Raw genomic sequence first — 15,260 nt, forward strand, 5'->3', positions numbered from 1 at the left:
GAAAGTGAAAGTCAAAGTCGGAACAATCCATCTAGAAGGTACTTGCTTTAAGTGTGGCAAGTACTGCAACCTCAAATTGGTGGGCAAAAACTTACTTTGTCTAGAGTGTGCGAAAAAGTTTCAGTTACCCTGAATCCCCAGATTAATAAATAGCTGACGGACTGGCTTATATCCTTAACAGACGACCAGAGACTATTAACCGTTTTATGGAAGAATCAAAAATTGCAGAAGACCCAAAACAAATGATTTGGGAGATGATGACCAGCTTTTCAGAAAGAATGTGGTCTGCTCGCTGGCTTTCTGATCTGGAATTTATCTTATGGAAAAAGGTGAGATCCTGCTCTGACGACCTCACCTTAAGAGAAATAGCTGATTTTAATTTCTATGCTGGGTTAGCTGGTGGTTGGTGGATGTGGGATGAACAGCAAAAATCAGAAGTGTTTATTGAACTAGACAAATGGCTTATTCTGGTTGTTCAACGGGAGGGGACAAATCCTCAATAATCCGGTCAAGTAAATTCAGGCAAGTTTGAACAGAGTATGCCTCTTCCTCTTGTCTACCTAAGAAAAAGTCGAGATATTTTCTGATCCAAATTGGCGTGAGAACTTCACAATCGTCAATTGCGGATAAAACCGGATTAACATCAACGCTTTTATTTTGATACTTAATCCGCAGGTAAAGACCTACTGGGTGAAATTTAGCGTTAGCTGTTAAACCGCCCACCTGATTGCTGGGCAAGCTTTCTAAATAAGCTTTGAAGTTATCCCAGGTTTCTAATTCCGTTGTTAATTGTTCAATCGTTAATATCATTTTTGAATTCCTGAATTAATTAAAGTTTGTCAAATGGTTTATCTTCGTTCATATCGCGCAAATCTTGGAATTCGCGGATTTTAAAAGTTCCACTTTTTTGCAAATAAGCTTCGATATCTTTCATGGAAGTATAAAGGCGGTTGGTTCGGTGTTCCAAAACTTCCTTTAATCCTCCCACCAATAAAGTTATTGTGTCTTTTCGATTTACATAATCTTGAATATGTAAATCAACCCGATGAGATAGGTCAGTAATTTGTTTTGCGTGTCCCGCATAACTATTCATTTCTTTTTCAATATTCTCAATCGACAAAGAAATTTTATTAACGCTGGTTATCACTTTATATGCAACGCCGGATAGTACAGAGACACTAACCAAGATTCCTAAAATTATACCTGTACCTTCCAGGGTTAATGTAACTCCTTGAGGAGAAGAGTTAGTAACAGCTATTGTAGATTGTGTAGTATTCATTTAAGAATAAATATATTCAGTAACTTTAACCTTAGCAGTCGTTGTTACCACTCCTGTACAGATACCTACAACTGCATTTTGACTAGAATTATCATCAAGAAACTTTTCTCCGGGAGCTAACGAAAAATCGTAGCTAGTAGCAGAAACGGTAACAGTATTAGTAGTATAATCAACCCCAATTGGGACGTACTTAAAATATACAGTTGAAGGGCCTGTATTAGTAAATAGGCACGAGTGCCGATTGCCATCCGATTTTTCATTAACAATTAAGGTTTTGGAAGTCGTAACACTAGCGTCATTAGCAGGTTGAGCGTTGGTGGCTGCTGTTTTGTTAATCGAAGAGTAAAACATATTTTCCTGATAAACCTGAACATTAATTGACCAACTTACATCTGTGTCATCTAGACGTAAAAAGCCTATGCCCTCTCCAACTACATCTTTAGGAAAATAGAAAAGTTCGGTTTCCAAAAGTCTATAACTAAGTCTTTGAGGGCTGTAAATATTAATTTCACCATTTTCACTAAAAGCCTTAGCAATAACAGCTTTTAAGTACTTGCCATCATACTGAGACGAGAGAGAATGTTTAACTCGGAAAACATCTCCAACAGAAGGTACTATTAACCAACTCTTGCTTAAATTAAAAGTACCTAAGTTCTGCCAACTCATTTACCCAGCGCCATAGTTAGAAATATCATTAATTTTCTGTTCGATTCGCGCTAAGGCTGGTTGTATATCTGATGTCAAAGATTGTTCAACAGAATCATAATCCGCCCCAACATATTGCCAAACAGTTAAATTAACATTTTTAAACCACTCAGGAACATTAAAAGAAATAGCATAGTTAGAAGTTATCTTTGGAAGGATAACTAGCTTAATTCTGTTAAGCCAAAGCTTACGTCTTGAAAGTTCATCAGCTTCAGGGGTTCCCCCAACAGTTAAACCCAGTTCAAATTTTTGATTCAGAAAACCAGCAAAATTCCACTTTCTACCCTCTGGAATATCAGTTGTGACATAAACAGCTAAAACGTGAGTTTCTAGCAAGAGTGGTACTGTGATTTCTGGTATAGGATTATGAATGCGAGAATTAAGGGTAACAGCTGCAACTGTTGTGTGATAAATCTGTTCCCAGTTATCAGCGTTACCCAGTTGTAAAGTACGAGTCATTACCTCATCAAAAGTTGCATGTGTTCTTCAACTTCACCAACAAAGCCAAACGGGTCGATGCCGTAATGATCTAGTAACTCAAAGTAAGTGCAGTCATCCATTGCTCCAGAAAGCCACTGACTAGCTGCACCATTGATGACGAGCATTCCTTGAGCAGTGGAATCATCAGCCAGTCCATCAACAGATACAGTTAATAAATCGCCGATGTCTGAGGGAACCCACAACAAATTATTATCAGAAGCGATAGACATTACGCACCTTCTGGAACGAAGCGATATTTGCTAGCTAAAGCATTCTCGCTACCAGTAAATAATCCATTAAATGCAGGTTTTGCCTTGATAGCAGTAACAACACTATCGTAGGTATCAGCAGCTACTTTCTTCCCAAAATTAGCGGTAACAGAATCATTTTCATGTCTGTAATATTGTCTTCCTGTAATTCGAGAAGATTCTTTAACGGTGGCTGTCTGCACTCGTTGGATAACTGTGAGTTTCGCAAACTTGAATTTTTTAACATTATCAAGAACATCAGGAGTTGTTAGGGCGGCGACTTCAGTAGTACTGAAAGTAAACTCATCAACTAGTCCCTTTATGGCAGTAGCAAGGGCTGATCCTCTACCAGATTGAGTAGCTGAGATTAATCTTGCGGCAAGATAAACCAGCCCCGATCCATTTTGATCAAAAGGGATAATATAGCCAGAAACTCGCTCAGTTTTTACCCTATTGGCAGGGGTTGTAATAGCTGCATACGCTGCCTGTCTTTCTGCTGTATTTTTATCTAGCCATGTCATATATTTAGCGTGATCGGCGGCTAGGCGAACACCACGACTAATGTCTTTATAAGCCATTTTGTTTTTGAAAAAAACTTAGTTGTGGCTCAACTATAGCAACGGTTTTAGCGTGGTTTATTTTTCGGAAATATATTATATTTTCCTTGTTTTTAGCGTGGTTTAAAGTTTGACTAAAGGAGCATATTTATAAGTCGTATCTATTAAAAACACTGGTTGTGGTTCGCCAGGTATAAGTGCGTAAGCATACCGAAATCGCACGTTGACCACACGACGATAGGCACGTTTTTTACGTACTTTGCCCATAATTATCTGAGTACCGCTAGATAATCCAATAGTGCTAGGTTTTTTAGGGTTATGTACAGTAATTTTGGTTTCATCAAAGGGAGCGTCAATTGTATTGCAAATACGCCTATAAATATCTATTGCATCGCCTTCAGTATTAGTTAATATTTTTGACCCATTAGCAAAGCCATGCTCTACATCTTTGTATGAAACGCATAAATTCCCTTTGGTAAGAACAATTCCCTTTTTCGCATCTACAAACTGCACTTTAATTTCGTTAGCTATTTCTAAAAGTTTAGAATGTAAATTGCTAGAAGTATTTTCTAGTGTCATCAGCCTAACGCTGTATTCAGCGTCAGCTTTATATTCTTCATTTGGTACGGCTTGCGCGTCTTGAGAAAAATAAAAAACTATTTTTGGGTGTCCAATGACTGGCGGTTCTTGACTCTCTTTACTACCATAAAATAGTACTAATCCATTCTTGCTGTATCCAAGAATGTCATAAAGCAAAGAGTGCCTAAGATTAGTCATTTCAGTAGTATCATTCTCTTGATGAGTGCAAGCTGTTCTAAGTTGGCTTCTTCCGTCTGCTAGTGATAATTCCCAGTTTTCGCCCAAATCACCAAAAAATCTAGCTACTTCTTTATTTGCTGACTTTTTAAAAACATCTTGTAAAAATTCTTTGGGGTTATGATCGTCAGGTAATGTCATACTTCATTTAATCTGCTGCATTAAACAAATCATCAGGTAATATATTGGAAATTCTGCTATTAAGTTTTGCGGCTAATTCATCGGCTTTTAATTTATCTGGCTCCGGTATCGGTGTAGAATTATTCTCTGGCTTATCATCTTCTTTGAAGGATTTAATTAATTCTGTATTAGCCGTTTGCAATTCAGTTACCGCATTAACTACATCAAGCGGAGCTTGAGTGACTTGTTGAATTGTCGAAGCGCCCTGATTAAGTTTTTCTAATCCTTGGCTGATGCGATTAAATTTAGGCTGTGGATTCATCCAGCCATAAGCATTATCAAGCACTTCGCCGCCTTTCTTTAGAGCATTACCAATTTTCCCGGTGTAGCTCCCGATTAATTCCATTCCACCAAGGATAGCGTTTGATATATTTTGAAATGAATTTATGACATTGTTTGTAGCTTGATAAATTCTATTTGCCTTAGCCCAAGTTTCTGTGAGAGTGGTATAGTTGTCAGTTCCTACAATGCCTTTTACTATATTTTCTACGCTAGAACTTATAATGCTTCCAAGGTCAAAGGATTGCCCAGAATCATCTTTTAAGCCGATTAAAGAAAGTCCATTACTAAAAGCACTAAGCAATGTTGTCCCAATATCACGAGATAGCATTAAATGATTTTGCACCGTAGCTACAAAAATCAAAACATTTAAAGCTCTATCAAGCTGCAACCATTGAGTAAAACGAGTTAATTTACCTGCAATACCACCAGGCACTTGATCGCCAAGCTTATTATTTATGATCGTGAGCAAACCTAAATCAACGCCTTGTCCTGCCAAGCCAAGAGCATTTAGTTTGTCGTTGATACCATCAATCTTTGTCCCGTTAGCATTTGCTGCATCCTCAGCTTTTTTAATGGGAGCGCCAAGGCATCCTGTAGGCTGAGAAATTTCACACACAGCACCCTGTACATCATCACGGTTTGCAGCGCGGACATTCGGGTTATTTGCGATCGCATCCGGCAATCCCTGTATAGCTGGTGTTAAAGCAGCAATTGCAGATGCAACGCCTGTTAGTTGCCCCAATGAGTCTTGTATAGCTTTTTTGGTTGCGGCGTTGTCTTCCGCCTGTTTGCGTCTGGCTGTGTCATCTGCTGTTTCGGCTGCTGGGAAACTGTTTGCCTTCGGTGTAGGTGATACTGCATCATTTATTGGCACGGGCTGGGCCGTACTGTGGCGTACTGCTCGGTGCGATCGTTGGACTTGTATTTGATGCTGGTGATGATATCCGCGCCAATAGACTACTTCCGTCTGCTGGGTCAATTGTCGTTACACCGTCTGTACTTGAAAGTATTCCTGGCGAACCGTTAAGGTACGGATTATTGTTATTTGAAAGCAAACGCGGAAACGGCATATCCTCCGGTTCGGCAAATGGCAACGGTTGTCGTAATTGTTGCTGCTGTGGCAGTAGTCCTGGCAATCCTTGTAGCTGCTGTGTAGGATTTGGTAAGTAGCTTGGCGCTAGTCCACCATGCCCAGTCCACCCAGCCGCACCGTTCGGCGTGTTATTGCTTGGCATAGATGGAGCAATCTGCCTATCCTTGCCTTTGTTCAATCCTGCGGCTGGCTTGCCAGAGGGAATAGTGTTGTCGCTCCCAATAGGCGATGGTGAGTTGTATCTGTACGGTGTATTATCTGGGGGTGGCGCGGTTGGCGTTCTCGTATCAGGTGATACTTCCGGTAGCCCATCGGTTCGGTAAATGAGATCAACGTATGGCACATATGGTGGCGTGCCAACATTCGATGTCGTGTCTGTTATAGCGCCATTTGCATAGGTGATGGATATGTTGTATGCACTTTTATCGCCGTTTAGTACGATATTTATCTTTGTAATCGCTCCGTTGATCGGCGCGGATACGCTGTAGAAAATGGAATTATTAGAGCTTGGGTAAGCAAAACGGATGCGATATGATACGCCGCTACCCTGACCACCGACAAACGGCTGATAATTGGGTACACTTACCTCTTGCGCTGCTGCCGTTGATGGTAAAGCAGTTGGCAATAAGGCATTTGCAAGATACCCGCCGGCAAAGCCACCGATCATTGAGCCAACGTATCCGCCAATCGGACCGGCAACGGCTGTACCAATCAGTCCGCCGGCGACGCTTGCCCCAGTTACGATCGCAGTACTTGTAGCTGCTTGCTGCACTGATTGTCCAGCGATTAATGCACCCGCGAACGTCAAGCCAGCGCCAACGCCAGGTATAAGAAACCTACCCGCCGATTGCGGTAACGTCTTTGGTAATGACTGACCGATACTGCCGACAGCATTCCCGATTCCCTCGCGTAATGTAGCTGGGCGTGGCATGGCTGTTGGTTCTACAAGGGAGTCAGCGCGTGCTGCCGTGCCGTTAATTGTCGGGGGCGGGCTACCTGTTGATGGTGGTGGTTGACGTTCAGGCGTTGAGCGCTGAATTTGCGATAGCAGGGAATCGGATTTTGCTGGCTGTATTTGCGGTGCGTCGCTGCCAGAAATTCTGTTAGCAATTGCTTGTCTTTGCGCTGCCTCCCGTCGGGTTATCTCTGCCTCGCGTGCGATTGCCGCATCCTTTTGCTGACGAAAATACTCGGCATTACGTGCCGTCTCTTCCTGCCATAGGCGTTTTTCCGCCGCGATCTCGCTCGCGTTCTGCCTATTGATCTCTCGCACTGGTAAAGGTTTTGCTAGTGGCACGCCTGTCGCTGGACGCTGTAGTAATGCCCCGTACATATCAGCGTCAGCATAGTCCAGCGAGGTGAACTGTCGGGGATTAATAGCGTCAGCCATGTTAGTTCGACTTGAAGTTGCTTGGTAGGGTGGTTTGGGATAATTCCTGTATGAACGTCCAGGGTTTACCCGTAGCGTTCAGGTACGTGGGGTCAACAGCGAGAGAAGCGCGAACAATCGCCCGCGTTTTACTGTCGGCTGCTACCCAGTAATTGCCATATTGGGCAGCGCGTTCGCTGTAACCTACCCCTTCAACCACAGTCAAGCCAGAATTTATATTAAAAAGGGCCATCCCCGACCACGCATGTAGCTTTTCTAAAGTATTGATCTGGGAAGGAATGTCTGTCGCAAGTACGATAGTGGTCATCTTTTTATGATTTTTAAATAGCTACTCTCCCGTTGTATTGCTAATGAAAAAAATCGTAAATATTCCACTTTTATGTAGAAGTGGAATATTCACTGATGTCGTGTATCCATTACCAGGAATAGGATTGAGCGAATATTTACTAATAGTGAACATTTAGGAAATTCCACTTTCACCTCTGAACCAGGTAAAAGCGGAATACGCGAAGTTCATTTCTTTTATATCTATGCCAAAGAATAACAGAATTGGGAAAGCTGCTGTAATCACAGATGCTGAATATTCTAAAATCCGGCGAAAAATTTTGACAGAAAAATACAAACTGCTTTTAGACCTTGGATGGTTCACTGGGGAGTGCTGGGGGGCCCTCGTAAAGCTGAGGGTAAGTGATGTTTACGATCAGCCAGGCATTCCTAAAACGGATATCATCTTTCCTGCAATTATCAGGAAACATCGGCCAGATGGAACAGCCGATACTACAGAAATTCCAGTACATCCAACACTGAAGGAGTCTTTGGAGCGATACGAGCCAAAAACAAGTAGTGAATGGTTGTTCCCCTCAAGATGCGGGACAAAACCAATTGTTTGGAAAAACGCTTACAACATTTTGATGGCTGCGGTGGAAAAAGCAGGGTATGAAGCCAAGGGTATTTCTACTCATACTATGCGAAGGAGCTTTGTAAACCGATTGAGAAGAAATGGCATCGAAAAAGAAATTATTCGCACATTCACCGGACACCGCGATAATAAAGGGCTTGACCCCTACTTTGAAATAGAGGCGGATGAGAGAAGAGGCGCGATCGCAACTCTATGAACCCCAACCTCCTATTCCTGCAAATTGAGATTTTCTTTGAGCGCTTGCAGAAAGGGGAATACGATCATCCTGTGTATTTGGCTATGGCACTGGAAAATCTCACCAATCAAGCATGGGACGAAGTAGACCGGGTTTACCCAAATCTGTGACAAAGCACGATCAGAGCGGATAAGCTCATTATTCATCACACTTTTAGATGCAAAAATGGCGATCGCCAATAAAGCAGGCGATCGCTTTTTATGGGGAATTGAATGCTTAATGAAATTCACTCCCAATAAAAAATTTGCTTTAAAGCACTTTTATCACGAAAAATCAATGCTTTCGCTCCTGCCTGACGAGGCCCCAGCGCAGCTTCTACTTATTGAGAATGCTTGACACTAGTGAGCATTGCCTTGTCACGCGCAATACAGGCTGATAAAGTTCGTGTGGCAAGCATTTGAGGTTAGGTATGGCAGGCAAAGGCGGCCGCAGAGGTACAACTTGGAATTCTCAATGGAACCACGGCAATACTAAACATATTCGCGTGCCCGTTGCACTTGAGCAACAAATAATGGAATTCGCTCGTGCATTGGATTGTGGACAAGTTCCTTTAGATCGGGAAGTTTTACAAAAAACAATTCTCCTACTGATCGATCGGTATGTGGAACAGCGAATTGCAGAATTTCACCCAAATCAGTACAGCAGTACTGGCTCGACTACTAGTCGGCGCTGGGATGAACTGCGACGATTTCGGACTGCGATCGCGCTTCACCACGCTGCTGACGAATCAACTCTTCAATCTCCTGAGGTGAGTGTCCCTCGCTAATCGCAATTTCTACATCTGCCTTTTTGCGCTTGGACTTTGTGCTATTTACACTTCCCAGGTAAAGGCGGTTAATTTTGCGGCCCACCATCCAGCAGTACCGAAAATACCAATATCTATTTCCAGAGCGCTCTACCCAATACTTCTCTACCCAGTGAGTATCGTGTTGGGGGGCAGATTTTTGAGTATCAGTTACAACTTGCTCCCCAACACTTTTACACGGAGATTCCAAGTCTGAGATTTGCCCCCCAACACTATGTGACTTTTGGGGGGTGAGTTCATCCCAGAACGGATCGTGAACGTAAACAGGAGCATCAACCTTAGTGAAAGCTTGTAAATCAAAAAGTGTAGGTTGGTTCATAATCAAACTGGTTATTATGGTCGCTGCTCTCTATGAGGGCAGTTTTTTTATGCAGTTATTCCCTAGTAATCCCTTGGGAGGTTGCTAGGGAACCAAGATTTCATGAGTTGCAAAAATCCAGATAACTTAAGCGCTTCGTCTTCCCAGTAACAGTTATGCAAACAATTGATTAACCATCCTTGAGGATTGTTAATTGCTTGATTTCCACCACGTTTAACAAAGTGCTTAAGAGCTAATCGCACATCTTCAATATCAAACTCAAAGAGTTGTCTAGTTGTGCGTTTGTTTGGATCAAAGTATATTTCGTACTCAGCACAAACGCTCAGTATTTCGTGTTGTTTTTCTAGCTCCTCAAATTCGGCGGTTGTAGGAGTAATATTATTGCTGCTGCTGTTAACCCCTTGTTCGACTGAGATACCATTTGAGGGGGGTGAAGTGTAACTAGAGTTATGGTTATATAACTTTTTTTCTCGCGGCTTTTTGGGTGGATTTAACCATGACAATGGTCTTACAAGTAACTTGGTTATCTTCCAAGAGTATTGTTTAATTACTTGTAAAACACGGCATGATACCAGTATTTCAAATATCTTTTTGAGGTAATTGTGAGCATAAGGTTTGCCCCTAGTCTTGGCTACCCAGGTATTAAATTCTGATAAATCTGGTTCTATCTCACTAGCAATTTGCCCTTGTCTCATCAACCACTGCCAAAGAATTTTTGCAGCAGGTGGAATATGGTGTTTGTAACAGTATGCTTCGTGTTCTTCTGTCCACGGAAGATTGATTTTGTATGTATTTTCTGGCATAATACTATTAGTTATTTATCCGAGAGCCACCTTGATCGCTAAATCTTCTGGTGGCTTTTTGGTTTTTTAGTTCAGTGGTGGTTGGCGTTTTAGCTTGATGTCGGTCGCTATCTCTTTTATCCGATCCACTAGCTCAGGATTTTGCTTGAATAGGTTTGGCAGATCGGCTAAGACAAATGCTGTCAACACGATCGCTTGGTCGGGTTCCAATTCTGGGTTAATCGTGCGGATATAATCGATAAATTTCTCTAACTCATAGATAGCAAGGCTTTTAGCTCGAACTACTTTTGATGTGATTTTTGATTTAGTCATTGGTCATTGGTCATTGGTTATTAGTTAGCGCTGCACGATCGCACAATGCACCCCAATCGCGATCGCAAAACAAAACCGCCCATACCACAGTGGCAGGACGGTTTTATTCAGGTTCTTCAGATTCTTCAGATTTTTCGAGCGACTGAGCAGCTATGTTATAAAGTTCTGCCTTGATCAGTCTCATTCCTTCGTCAAATGACTCTGCAAAATTCTTATTTTCGTCAAGTCGAGCCTCAAGACGTTGGCGATGAGAACCAACATAGAATTTGAAACCTTGCTCCAATAACTCAAGTCGCTCTAATACTTTTCCAATATCGCTTTCTCCTGCGAAGGAGACGGCTGTCCTAGCGGTATATCTCCCCTCGCTATCTTCGCCACTAGGTCTGCCCTGCTCAATCCCATTATTTTCGCCCTCTTCTCGAATAACTCCCAGTCCTTCTGACTCAGAAATAGGGACACGTTCTTTGCGTCGTCCGCCAGTTTCTTTGGCCTCGCCATGTTTTTTGCTCATATATGGTAAACCCATTTTACATACAGAAAACTAATTCTCATATAGAAAACTGTTGACAGGAGGTTTTCTGTATGATTAACATAACATTAGTTTCTCACATAGAAAACTATTTTTAGCTCCCCCCTGCCACCTTGCAGGGCATCCCAATAAACCGGAGCAAGCACCCGCGCCACTGCGTAAGCCCCGCGCGGAACACCCTTTATCACCGAGAACCGAGTGCAAACACGCGTTTGCGCGGTGATATTTTCATGTCTGCACACTTACTTTAGAAACCAGATGACAACCACAGTTTTAGAGCTAATTGAAAAGCTGCAAAGCTACCCTGCTAATGCGCTGCTAGCCATAAGAAACGATGACGAAGATGAATTTGCGATCGTTGATTACCTGCCTGGAAAAAACACTCTGGTTCTGGTGATTAGCGAAACCGAAGATGAGGAGGAAGACGACGAGGAATAAGCAATTGAAAAGGCGATCGATACCGTCTTATGGAGCGATCGCCGAATGCATAGTATTTAACTTTGAAATTGTACCAATGAGTAAACCAATCGGACACTTTACTAGTTACACCTTAAACGATGGCTCTTTGCTGGAATCGCTCCAGGAGCAGTACGGCAGTACATTTGAGCGCATGACCAAACGCGAGAAGCTGTTTTTAATTAGTGCGATCGCAATTCAATTGTGTGACCAAGCACCGGGGCGATGTCGCGAAGAAATCTATGTAGTGGGGCATCAAGCTAATAGCTCCTTACCTGTAGCTGACCGGGAAGGATTAATCGAAGCGCTGATTAATCAAGTTCGTTACGGGCAAAGTTTACCAGTCGAGAGAGGAGGATTGCCTATGCAGCAATAAACCCACTAACAACAACACCTCTCATTTATAAAGTTACGCCAGCGCAGGCTGGAGAGCTTGTGCTGGTTTTTTCTACAGAATTAGGAATTAGGAATTTCAAATTATGACTTACCGCGACCAATTAACACCGTGGGCAATCTTCCAACGCCTTGACAACGGTGGAAATAAATGCGTTGTCAGACTTCGAACTCGCACCGAAGCCGATGCTTACATAAGCATTTTTCGTCAAGGTAGTGGAGTGTTTGAGGTAGTTTACGACGTACCCCAAGCACAGGAAGTTAACCAAGGATAGCAAAATTCAAATGTATATTCGACATCTCAATCGTAAACAAGTTTCGTCTTTAATTAACCTGCTATTATCCGACGATAGCAGTTGTGAATTACCAGAATACCTCATAGAGTATTGCAGTTCGCTTGAAGGAAACGAGAGACTGAAATTTCAACAGGAAGTCATCGATTTTCAAGCCGAAACAGACAGACATTACTTTGCGGAACTCCGTTTTTCTACCTGGCTAACTCAAGAGCGTTTAGCAATGCAGCGCCTACTTGGAGTGTAAGACATACATCTCACGCGCAGCGTTCGCGCGTGAGATACATGGTCGACTCAAACACTATCAAAGCTGGACTAGTAAAAAATATCACACAACCATGAAGATTAAAACCATTTCTTACAAACGCGTACTCAATCTCGGAAACTACGAAAATAAACATCTAGAACTGTTTGCAGAAGTTGAAGAAGGAGAAGATCCTGAAGTTGCTATCTTGCAGCTTGCCGATACAGTTGAGCGCACGATCCGAGAGTCAGTAACCAAGGAATACAACAGGCAAATGTTGAAGGCTGAGGCCCAAAAAGAAAAGTTACTTGATGAGATTGCCGAACTCAAACATGAACTTAAAAAGCTTGGAAAAATCAAGGACGAGCCACCAAAGGAGGACGATCTTGATATCCCTTTTGACCAAACGCCTCAAGCTCCAAAAAACGATCCTAGCGAGAACTTTTAATCATGACCAAACATGACACTTGGGTAAAACTCAAACCCGGCAGTCCTTACGAGCCAGTGTTAGGACTGTTCCGCAACGGCATGATACCCATGCGTGACCCATTCCCATTAGAGATGGTCGTCGATAGGAATGGCACAAATGTGCCACTGTGGGTGATCGACCTAGACCGACTCAGCATTACACAAGCGAGGGCCCTGGCTCAACTGATTGCCAGCCACCGAGGTGCTAGCGTCCAGGAAGTAGCACAGGAAGCCGAAAGCAAAAGTGGATTTGTAATGTCTGATGGGTGGGTTGAATCCATGAGCTGTGATGCTGAGGGGTTTCAGCGTCAAAAAGAACTCGCTGATTTTTTTGAAACTGCACCACAGCCACCATCAAAAAAAGCTTGGGCTGATTTTTACAACAGTCAGCACGAACGGTGGATTGACGGAGATGAAGTGCCGCCACCGATCAACTCTATTGAGGACATTGACCCGCGCCTTAGAACTCCAGAACTAAAACGTGCTTTCAAGATGAGGAAAATTGAGACTGCGATCGCGCAGGGTAACTATTCAGTTTTTGACGTTTTGAGCGGTAGAGCATTCACCGATGTTCTTAACATTATTGACCCGGAAAACTCATATTCATTAGTTGGTGATGATGACGAAATTTATGAATAACCAAGAAAATTTAGATATTCCACATCCAGATCCATCGTGGGATTACTACCTTATTTACCACAGACTACTCAAAGCTAAGTACGAATTAGACAAATTGATTCACTGCATCAGTGAGATTGAATCAGCAACAGATGAATCGGATAACTCTATTAATGAAGATTTATTTGACTTGGTTAGCCTTCTAGAAAATAGCCGAATCCCGGTTGAATTGGTAGCTGACAACGAGGAATAACCGCCTGATGAATCGCAATTGTTGCGATCGCGCCACCCAGAGCGCGGGCTACCTGACACAGTAGCCGAAACGTGAGTTTATCTCACGTCGCGGACGGACTCCAAATCCGACGTACAGCACATACACACAGCAGCTTAGGGCTTTTTAATAGAAACAAGCTTTTATGGCTTTCTCCGGTTCATAAGCTCGGCTGCTGTGAGTGCGCTGTTTTCTCCCTATGTCGCCGCAGTTTGCGCTGCGGCATTGCCTTGAGAGTGAATTAGGCTGTTGTGGCCTTCGGGTGATTCGCAGGCATGGCATCAGGGATAAAGATAGAACCACCCAGGAGGAACTGAATGATTAGAATTTTGGGACTTGATGTCAGCAAGTCCTCGGTTTCGGCTTGCCTGCTCACGGAGAAGCCCGAAGATCCACGTCAATTCTATTACGAATGTCCGTTTTTTAAGTTGAGCGCTGACGCAAAAGGTATACAAGATTTACTCGCGCTCAATGCGGACATTGCACTACTGGAGCCAACTGGAAATAACTACAGCAAGCTTTGGGGTACTCATTTGGCCCGCGCCGGGGTAGAAGTTCGGTTAGTTGGTCACAAAGAACTGAGGAATTATCGAGCAAATCACTTGGCACTCCCAGACAAGGATGATGATGCTGACGCTTTAGCATTGGCTTGCTATTATTTCGACTACCAGCAAGACCCGCGCCGATTTGTGCAAATTCGCGATCGCGAAATAGTCAGAATCCGGGAACTGGTATTAAGACTTGCTCATCTAAACCGCGTGCAATCTCCGATCATGAATCGTGCGCGTCAGGATTTAGCGTGGCAGTTTCCAGAAGTTGCGTTAGTGAAATCCCGGCGGGGTGAATCTGGTGAAGCGCCTTTGCTTTGGGGCTGGCTTGCTGGGGTTCAGAAAAGCAGCCGCTATGACCGCCTCTACTCGCAAACCGTGGGACTAGGCATTACCGATACTGTCCGAGAACACGCAAAACGTATCTGTGACCTCCAGAAGGAAGAACACGTCATTGAGGGAGAATTACGCCAATTGCTTGCTGACTCTAGATTTGAGCATTACCGCGCAGTCTTTAAAAAATTTGGATTTGGCGATCGCCTTTCGGCGGTGATTATTTCCCAGATATACCCCATTGAGGGATTCTTAAATGCAGATGGCAAACCGGAAGTGAGGATACGCCAGGGGCGAAACTCCAAAAAGCCAACCAAACGCCACCTTTCATTGAGAAGATTTCAAAAAGCCCTCGGCGCTGCTCCCTCAATGGAAGCATCCGGCGATAGCCGTAAAGCTAAAGTAGTTGGCGGTTCAGATTTATGTCGTAAGTCTTTATGGCAGTGGGTTTTTACTCGCATTGAGCCGAAACGAGCGCGCCTCAAAAATGATATTGGTAAAACTTTGGGTGAACAGTTGGATACTGAAAAAGCGGCGGGTCGTCCTGTAAAGCTTGTCAGGAATCGCATTGCATCCAAAGGAGCGCGGCTGCTATTTAGAGAACTGGTAAAAGCCCACGATAAATTGTTAGAGTGAACCGGAAAAAGAGCGATGTTTGCGGCGGTAAAGTACGCACTCCCATAA

The 15,260-nt window shown here is 43.2% G+C and carries 26 protein-coding genes; 12 read left to right on the plus strand and 14 right to left on the minus strand.

Translation table 11 applies throughout. The features are described from left to right. The first annotated feature begins 206 nt into the window (after positions 1–206). Positions 207–503 carry a hypothetical protein gene (locus RMX98_RS13740; RefSeq protein WP_322680329.1) on the plus strand — a complete coding sequence of 99 codons (297 nt, stop codon included), beginning with the start codon at positions 207–209 and terminating at the stop codon, positions 501–503. Here the strand turns inward: RMX98_RS13740 and RMX98_RS13745 are convergent. The 10 genes from RMX98_RS13745 to RMX98_RS13790 all read right to left on the minus strand — a co-directional run bounded on the left by RMX98_RS13745 (position 463) and on the right by RMX98_RS13790 (position 7,337). Further along, positions 463–810 carry a hypothetical protein gene (locus RMX98_RS13745; protein WP_322680330.1) on the minus strand — a complete coding sequence of 116 codons (348 nt, stop codon included), beginning with the start codon at positions 808–810 and terminating at the stop codon, positions 463–465. The two genes, RMX98_RS13740 and RMX98_RS13745, sit on opposite strands and share 41 nt — an antisense overlap. A 19-nt stretch (positions 811–829) precedes the next feature. Continuing rightward, positions 830–1,279 (minus strand): hypothetical protein, encoded by a 450-nt coding sequence (locus tag RMX98_RS13750; protein WP_322680331.1) that lies wholly within the window; start codon positions 1,277–1,279, stop codon positions 830–832. Then, entirely contained in the window at positions 1,280–1,945 is a 666-nt protein-coding gene (locus RMX98_RS13755; RefSeq protein WP_322680332.1) for a hypothetical protein, read from the minus strand. Then, on the minus strand, positions 1,946–2,443 hold the full coding sequence (locus RMX98_RS13760) for a hypothetical protein (RefSeq protein ID WP_322680333.1): 498 nt from the start codon (positions 2,441–2,443) through the stop codon (positions 1,946–1,948). Further along, positions 2,443–2,694, minus strand: coding sequence for a hypothetical protein (locus tag RMX98_RS13765; RefSeq protein WP_322680334.1), 252 nt, complete (start codon positions 2,692–2,694; stop codon positions 2,443–2,445). The genes RMX98_RS13760 and RMX98_RS13765 overlap by 1 nt, the downstream gene beginning before the upstream one ends. Next, positions 2,694–3,290, minus strand: coding sequence for a hypothetical protein (locus RMX98_RS13770; RefSeq protein WP_322680335.1), 597 nt, complete (start codon positions 3,288–3,290; stop codon positions 2,694–2,696). Before RMX98_RS13770 ends, RMX98_RS13765 begins: the two co-directional genes overlap by 1 nt. A 102-nt stretch (positions 3,291–3,392) precedes the next feature. Further along, positions 3,393–4,226 carry a hypothetical protein gene (locus RMX98_RS13775; protein WP_322680336.1) on the minus strand — a complete coding sequence of 278 codons (834 nt, stop codon included), beginning with the start codon at positions 4,224–4,226 and terminating at the stop codon, positions 3,393–3,395. Positions 4,227–4,233: 7 nt separating this feature from the next. Beyond that, positions 4,234–5,421 carry a hypothetical protein gene (locus RMX98_RS13780; protein WP_322680337.1) on the minus strand — a complete coding sequence of 396 codons (1,188 nt, stop codon included), beginning with the start codon at positions 5,419–5,421 and terminating at the stop codon, positions 4,234–4,236. Beyond that, positions 5,408–7,030, minus strand: coding sequence for a sulfite exporter TauE/SafE family protein (locus tag RMX98_RS13785; protein WP_322680338.1), 1,623 nt, complete (start codon positions 7,028–7,030; stop codon positions 5,408–5,410). Before RMX98_RS13785 ends, RMX98_RS13780 begins: the two co-directional genes overlap by 14 nt. Position 7,031: 1 nt before the next feature. Then, positions 7,032–7,337, minus strand: coding sequence for a glucose-6-phosphate dehydrogenase (locus tag RMX98_RS13790; RefSeq protein ID WP_322680339.1), 306 nt, complete (start codon positions 7,335–7,337; stop codon positions 7,032–7,034). Between the two features lie 223 nt (positions 7,338–7,560). On the opposite strand from RMX98_RS13790, the gene RMX98_RS13795 reads away from it, so the two are divergent. The 3 genes from RMX98_RS13795 (at position 7,561) to RMX98_RS13805 (ending at position 8,950) form a co-directional block, all read left to right on the plus strand. Then, positions 7,561–8,145, plus strand: a complete 585-nt coding sequence (locus RMX98_RS13795; protein ID WP_322680340.1) for a tyrosine-type recombinase/integrase — start codon at positions 7,561–7,563, stop codon at positions 8,143–8,145. Next, entirely contained in the window at positions 8,142–8,294 is a 153-nt protein-coding gene (locus RMX98_RS13800) for a hypothetical protein (protein ID WP_322680341.1), read from the plus strand. The genes RMX98_RS13795 and RMX98_RS13800 overlap by 4 nt, the downstream gene beginning before the upstream one ends. Before the next feature lie 299 nt (positions 8,295–8,593). Next, positions 8,594–8,950: a hypothetical protein gene (locus RMX98_RS13805; protein WP_322680342.1), complete on the plus strand. Its 357-nt coding sequence runs from the start codon at positions 8,594–8,596 to the stop codon at positions 8,948–8,950. On the opposite strand, the gene RMX98_RS13810 is transcribed toward RMX98_RS13805, so the two are convergent. The 4 genes from RMX98_RS13810 to RMX98_RS13825 all read right to left on the minus strand — a co-directional run bounded on the left by RMX98_RS13810 (position 8,844) and on the right by RMX98_RS13825 (position 10,934). Beyond that, positions 8,844–9,308, minus strand: a complete 465-nt coding sequence (locus RMX98_RS13810; RefSeq protein WP_322680343.1) for a DUF4102 domain-containing protein — start codon at positions 9,306–9,308, stop codon at positions 8,844–8,846. The genes RMX98_RS13805 and RMX98_RS13810 overlap by 107 nt on opposite strands. Positions 9,309–9,370: 62 nt before the next feature. Then, positions 9,371–10,111, minus strand: coding sequence for a hypothetical protein (locus RMX98_RS13815; protein ID WP_322680344.1), 741 nt, complete (start codon positions 10,109–10,111; stop codon positions 9,371–9,373). Between the two features lie 66 nt (positions 10,112–10,177). Continuing rightward, positions 10,178–10,423: a hypothetical protein gene (locus RMX98_RS13820; RefSeq protein WP_322680345.1), complete on the minus strand. Its 246-nt coding sequence runs from the start codon at positions 10,421–10,423 to the stop codon at positions 10,178–10,180. Positions 10,424–10,526: 103 nt separating this feature from the next. Beyond that, positions 10,527–10,934: a hypothetical protein gene (locus RMX98_RS13825; protein ID WP_322680346.1), complete on the minus strand. Its 408-nt coding sequence runs from the start codon at positions 10,932–10,934 to the stop codon at positions 10,527–10,529. A gap of 276 nt (positions 10,935–11,210) precedes the next feature. On the opposite strand from RMX98_RS13825, the gene RMX98_RS13830 reads away from it, so the two are divergent. From RMX98_RS13830 to RMX98_RS13865, 8 genes are all read left to right on the plus strand, one after another. Beyond that, positions 11,211–11,390: a hypothetical protein gene (locus RMX98_RS13830; RefSeq protein ID WP_322680347.1), complete on the plus strand. Its 180-nt coding sequence runs from the start codon at positions 11,211–11,213 to the stop codon at positions 11,388–11,390. Positions 11,391–11,394: 4 nt separating this feature from the next. Beyond that, positions 11,395–11,784: a hypothetical protein gene (locus RMX98_RS13835; protein WP_322680348.1), complete on the plus strand. Its 390-nt coding sequence runs from the start codon at positions 11,395–11,397 to the stop codon at positions 11,782–11,784. A gap of 103 nt (positions 11,785–11,887) precedes the next feature. Beyond that, positions 11,888–12,076 carry a hypothetical protein gene (locus RMX98_RS13840; RefSeq protein WP_322680349.1) on the plus strand — a complete coding sequence of 63 codons (189 nt, stop codon included), beginning with the start codon at positions 11,888–11,890 and terminating at the stop codon, positions 12,074–12,076. 10 nt (positions 12,077–12,086) lie between these two features. Next, entirely contained in the window at positions 12,087–12,341 is a 255-nt protein-coding gene (locus RMX98_RS13845) for a hypothetical protein (RefSeq protein ID WP_322680350.1), read from the plus strand. 91 nt (positions 12,342–12,432) lie between these two features. Next, positions 12,433–12,786, plus strand: a complete 354-nt coding sequence (locus tag RMX98_RS13850; RefSeq protein WP_322680351.1) for a hypothetical protein — start codon at positions 12,433–12,435, stop codon at positions 12,784–12,786. Positions 12,787–12,788: 2 nt separating this feature from the next. Then, the gene (locus RMX98_RS13855) at positions 12,789–13,445 is read left to right on the plus strand and encodes a hypothetical protein (protein ID WP_322680352.1); all 657 of its coding nucleotides are present in this window, start codon (positions 12,789–12,791) and stop codon (positions 13,443–13,445) included. Then, the gene (locus RMX98_RS13860; protein ID WP_322680353.1) at positions 13,438–13,677 is read left to right on the plus strand and encodes a hypothetical protein; all 240 of its coding nucleotides are present in this window, start codon (positions 13,438–13,440) and stop codon (positions 13,675–13,677) included. The genes RMX98_RS13855 and RMX98_RS13860 overlap by 8 nt, the downstream gene beginning before the upstream one ends. Before the next feature lie 335 nt (positions 13,678–14,012). After that, positions 14,013–15,212 (plus strand): transposase, encoded by a 1,200-nt coding sequence (locus RMX98_RS13865; RefSeq protein ID WP_322680354.1) that lies wholly within the window; start codon positions 14,013–14,015, stop codon positions 15,210–15,212. Positions 15,213–15,260: the final 48 nt, after the last annotated feature.

The organism is Nostoc sp. DedQUE02 (assembly GCF_034531035.1).
Lineage (GTDB): Bacteria > Cyanobacteriota > Cyanobacteriia > Cyanobacteriales > Nostocaceae > Nostoc.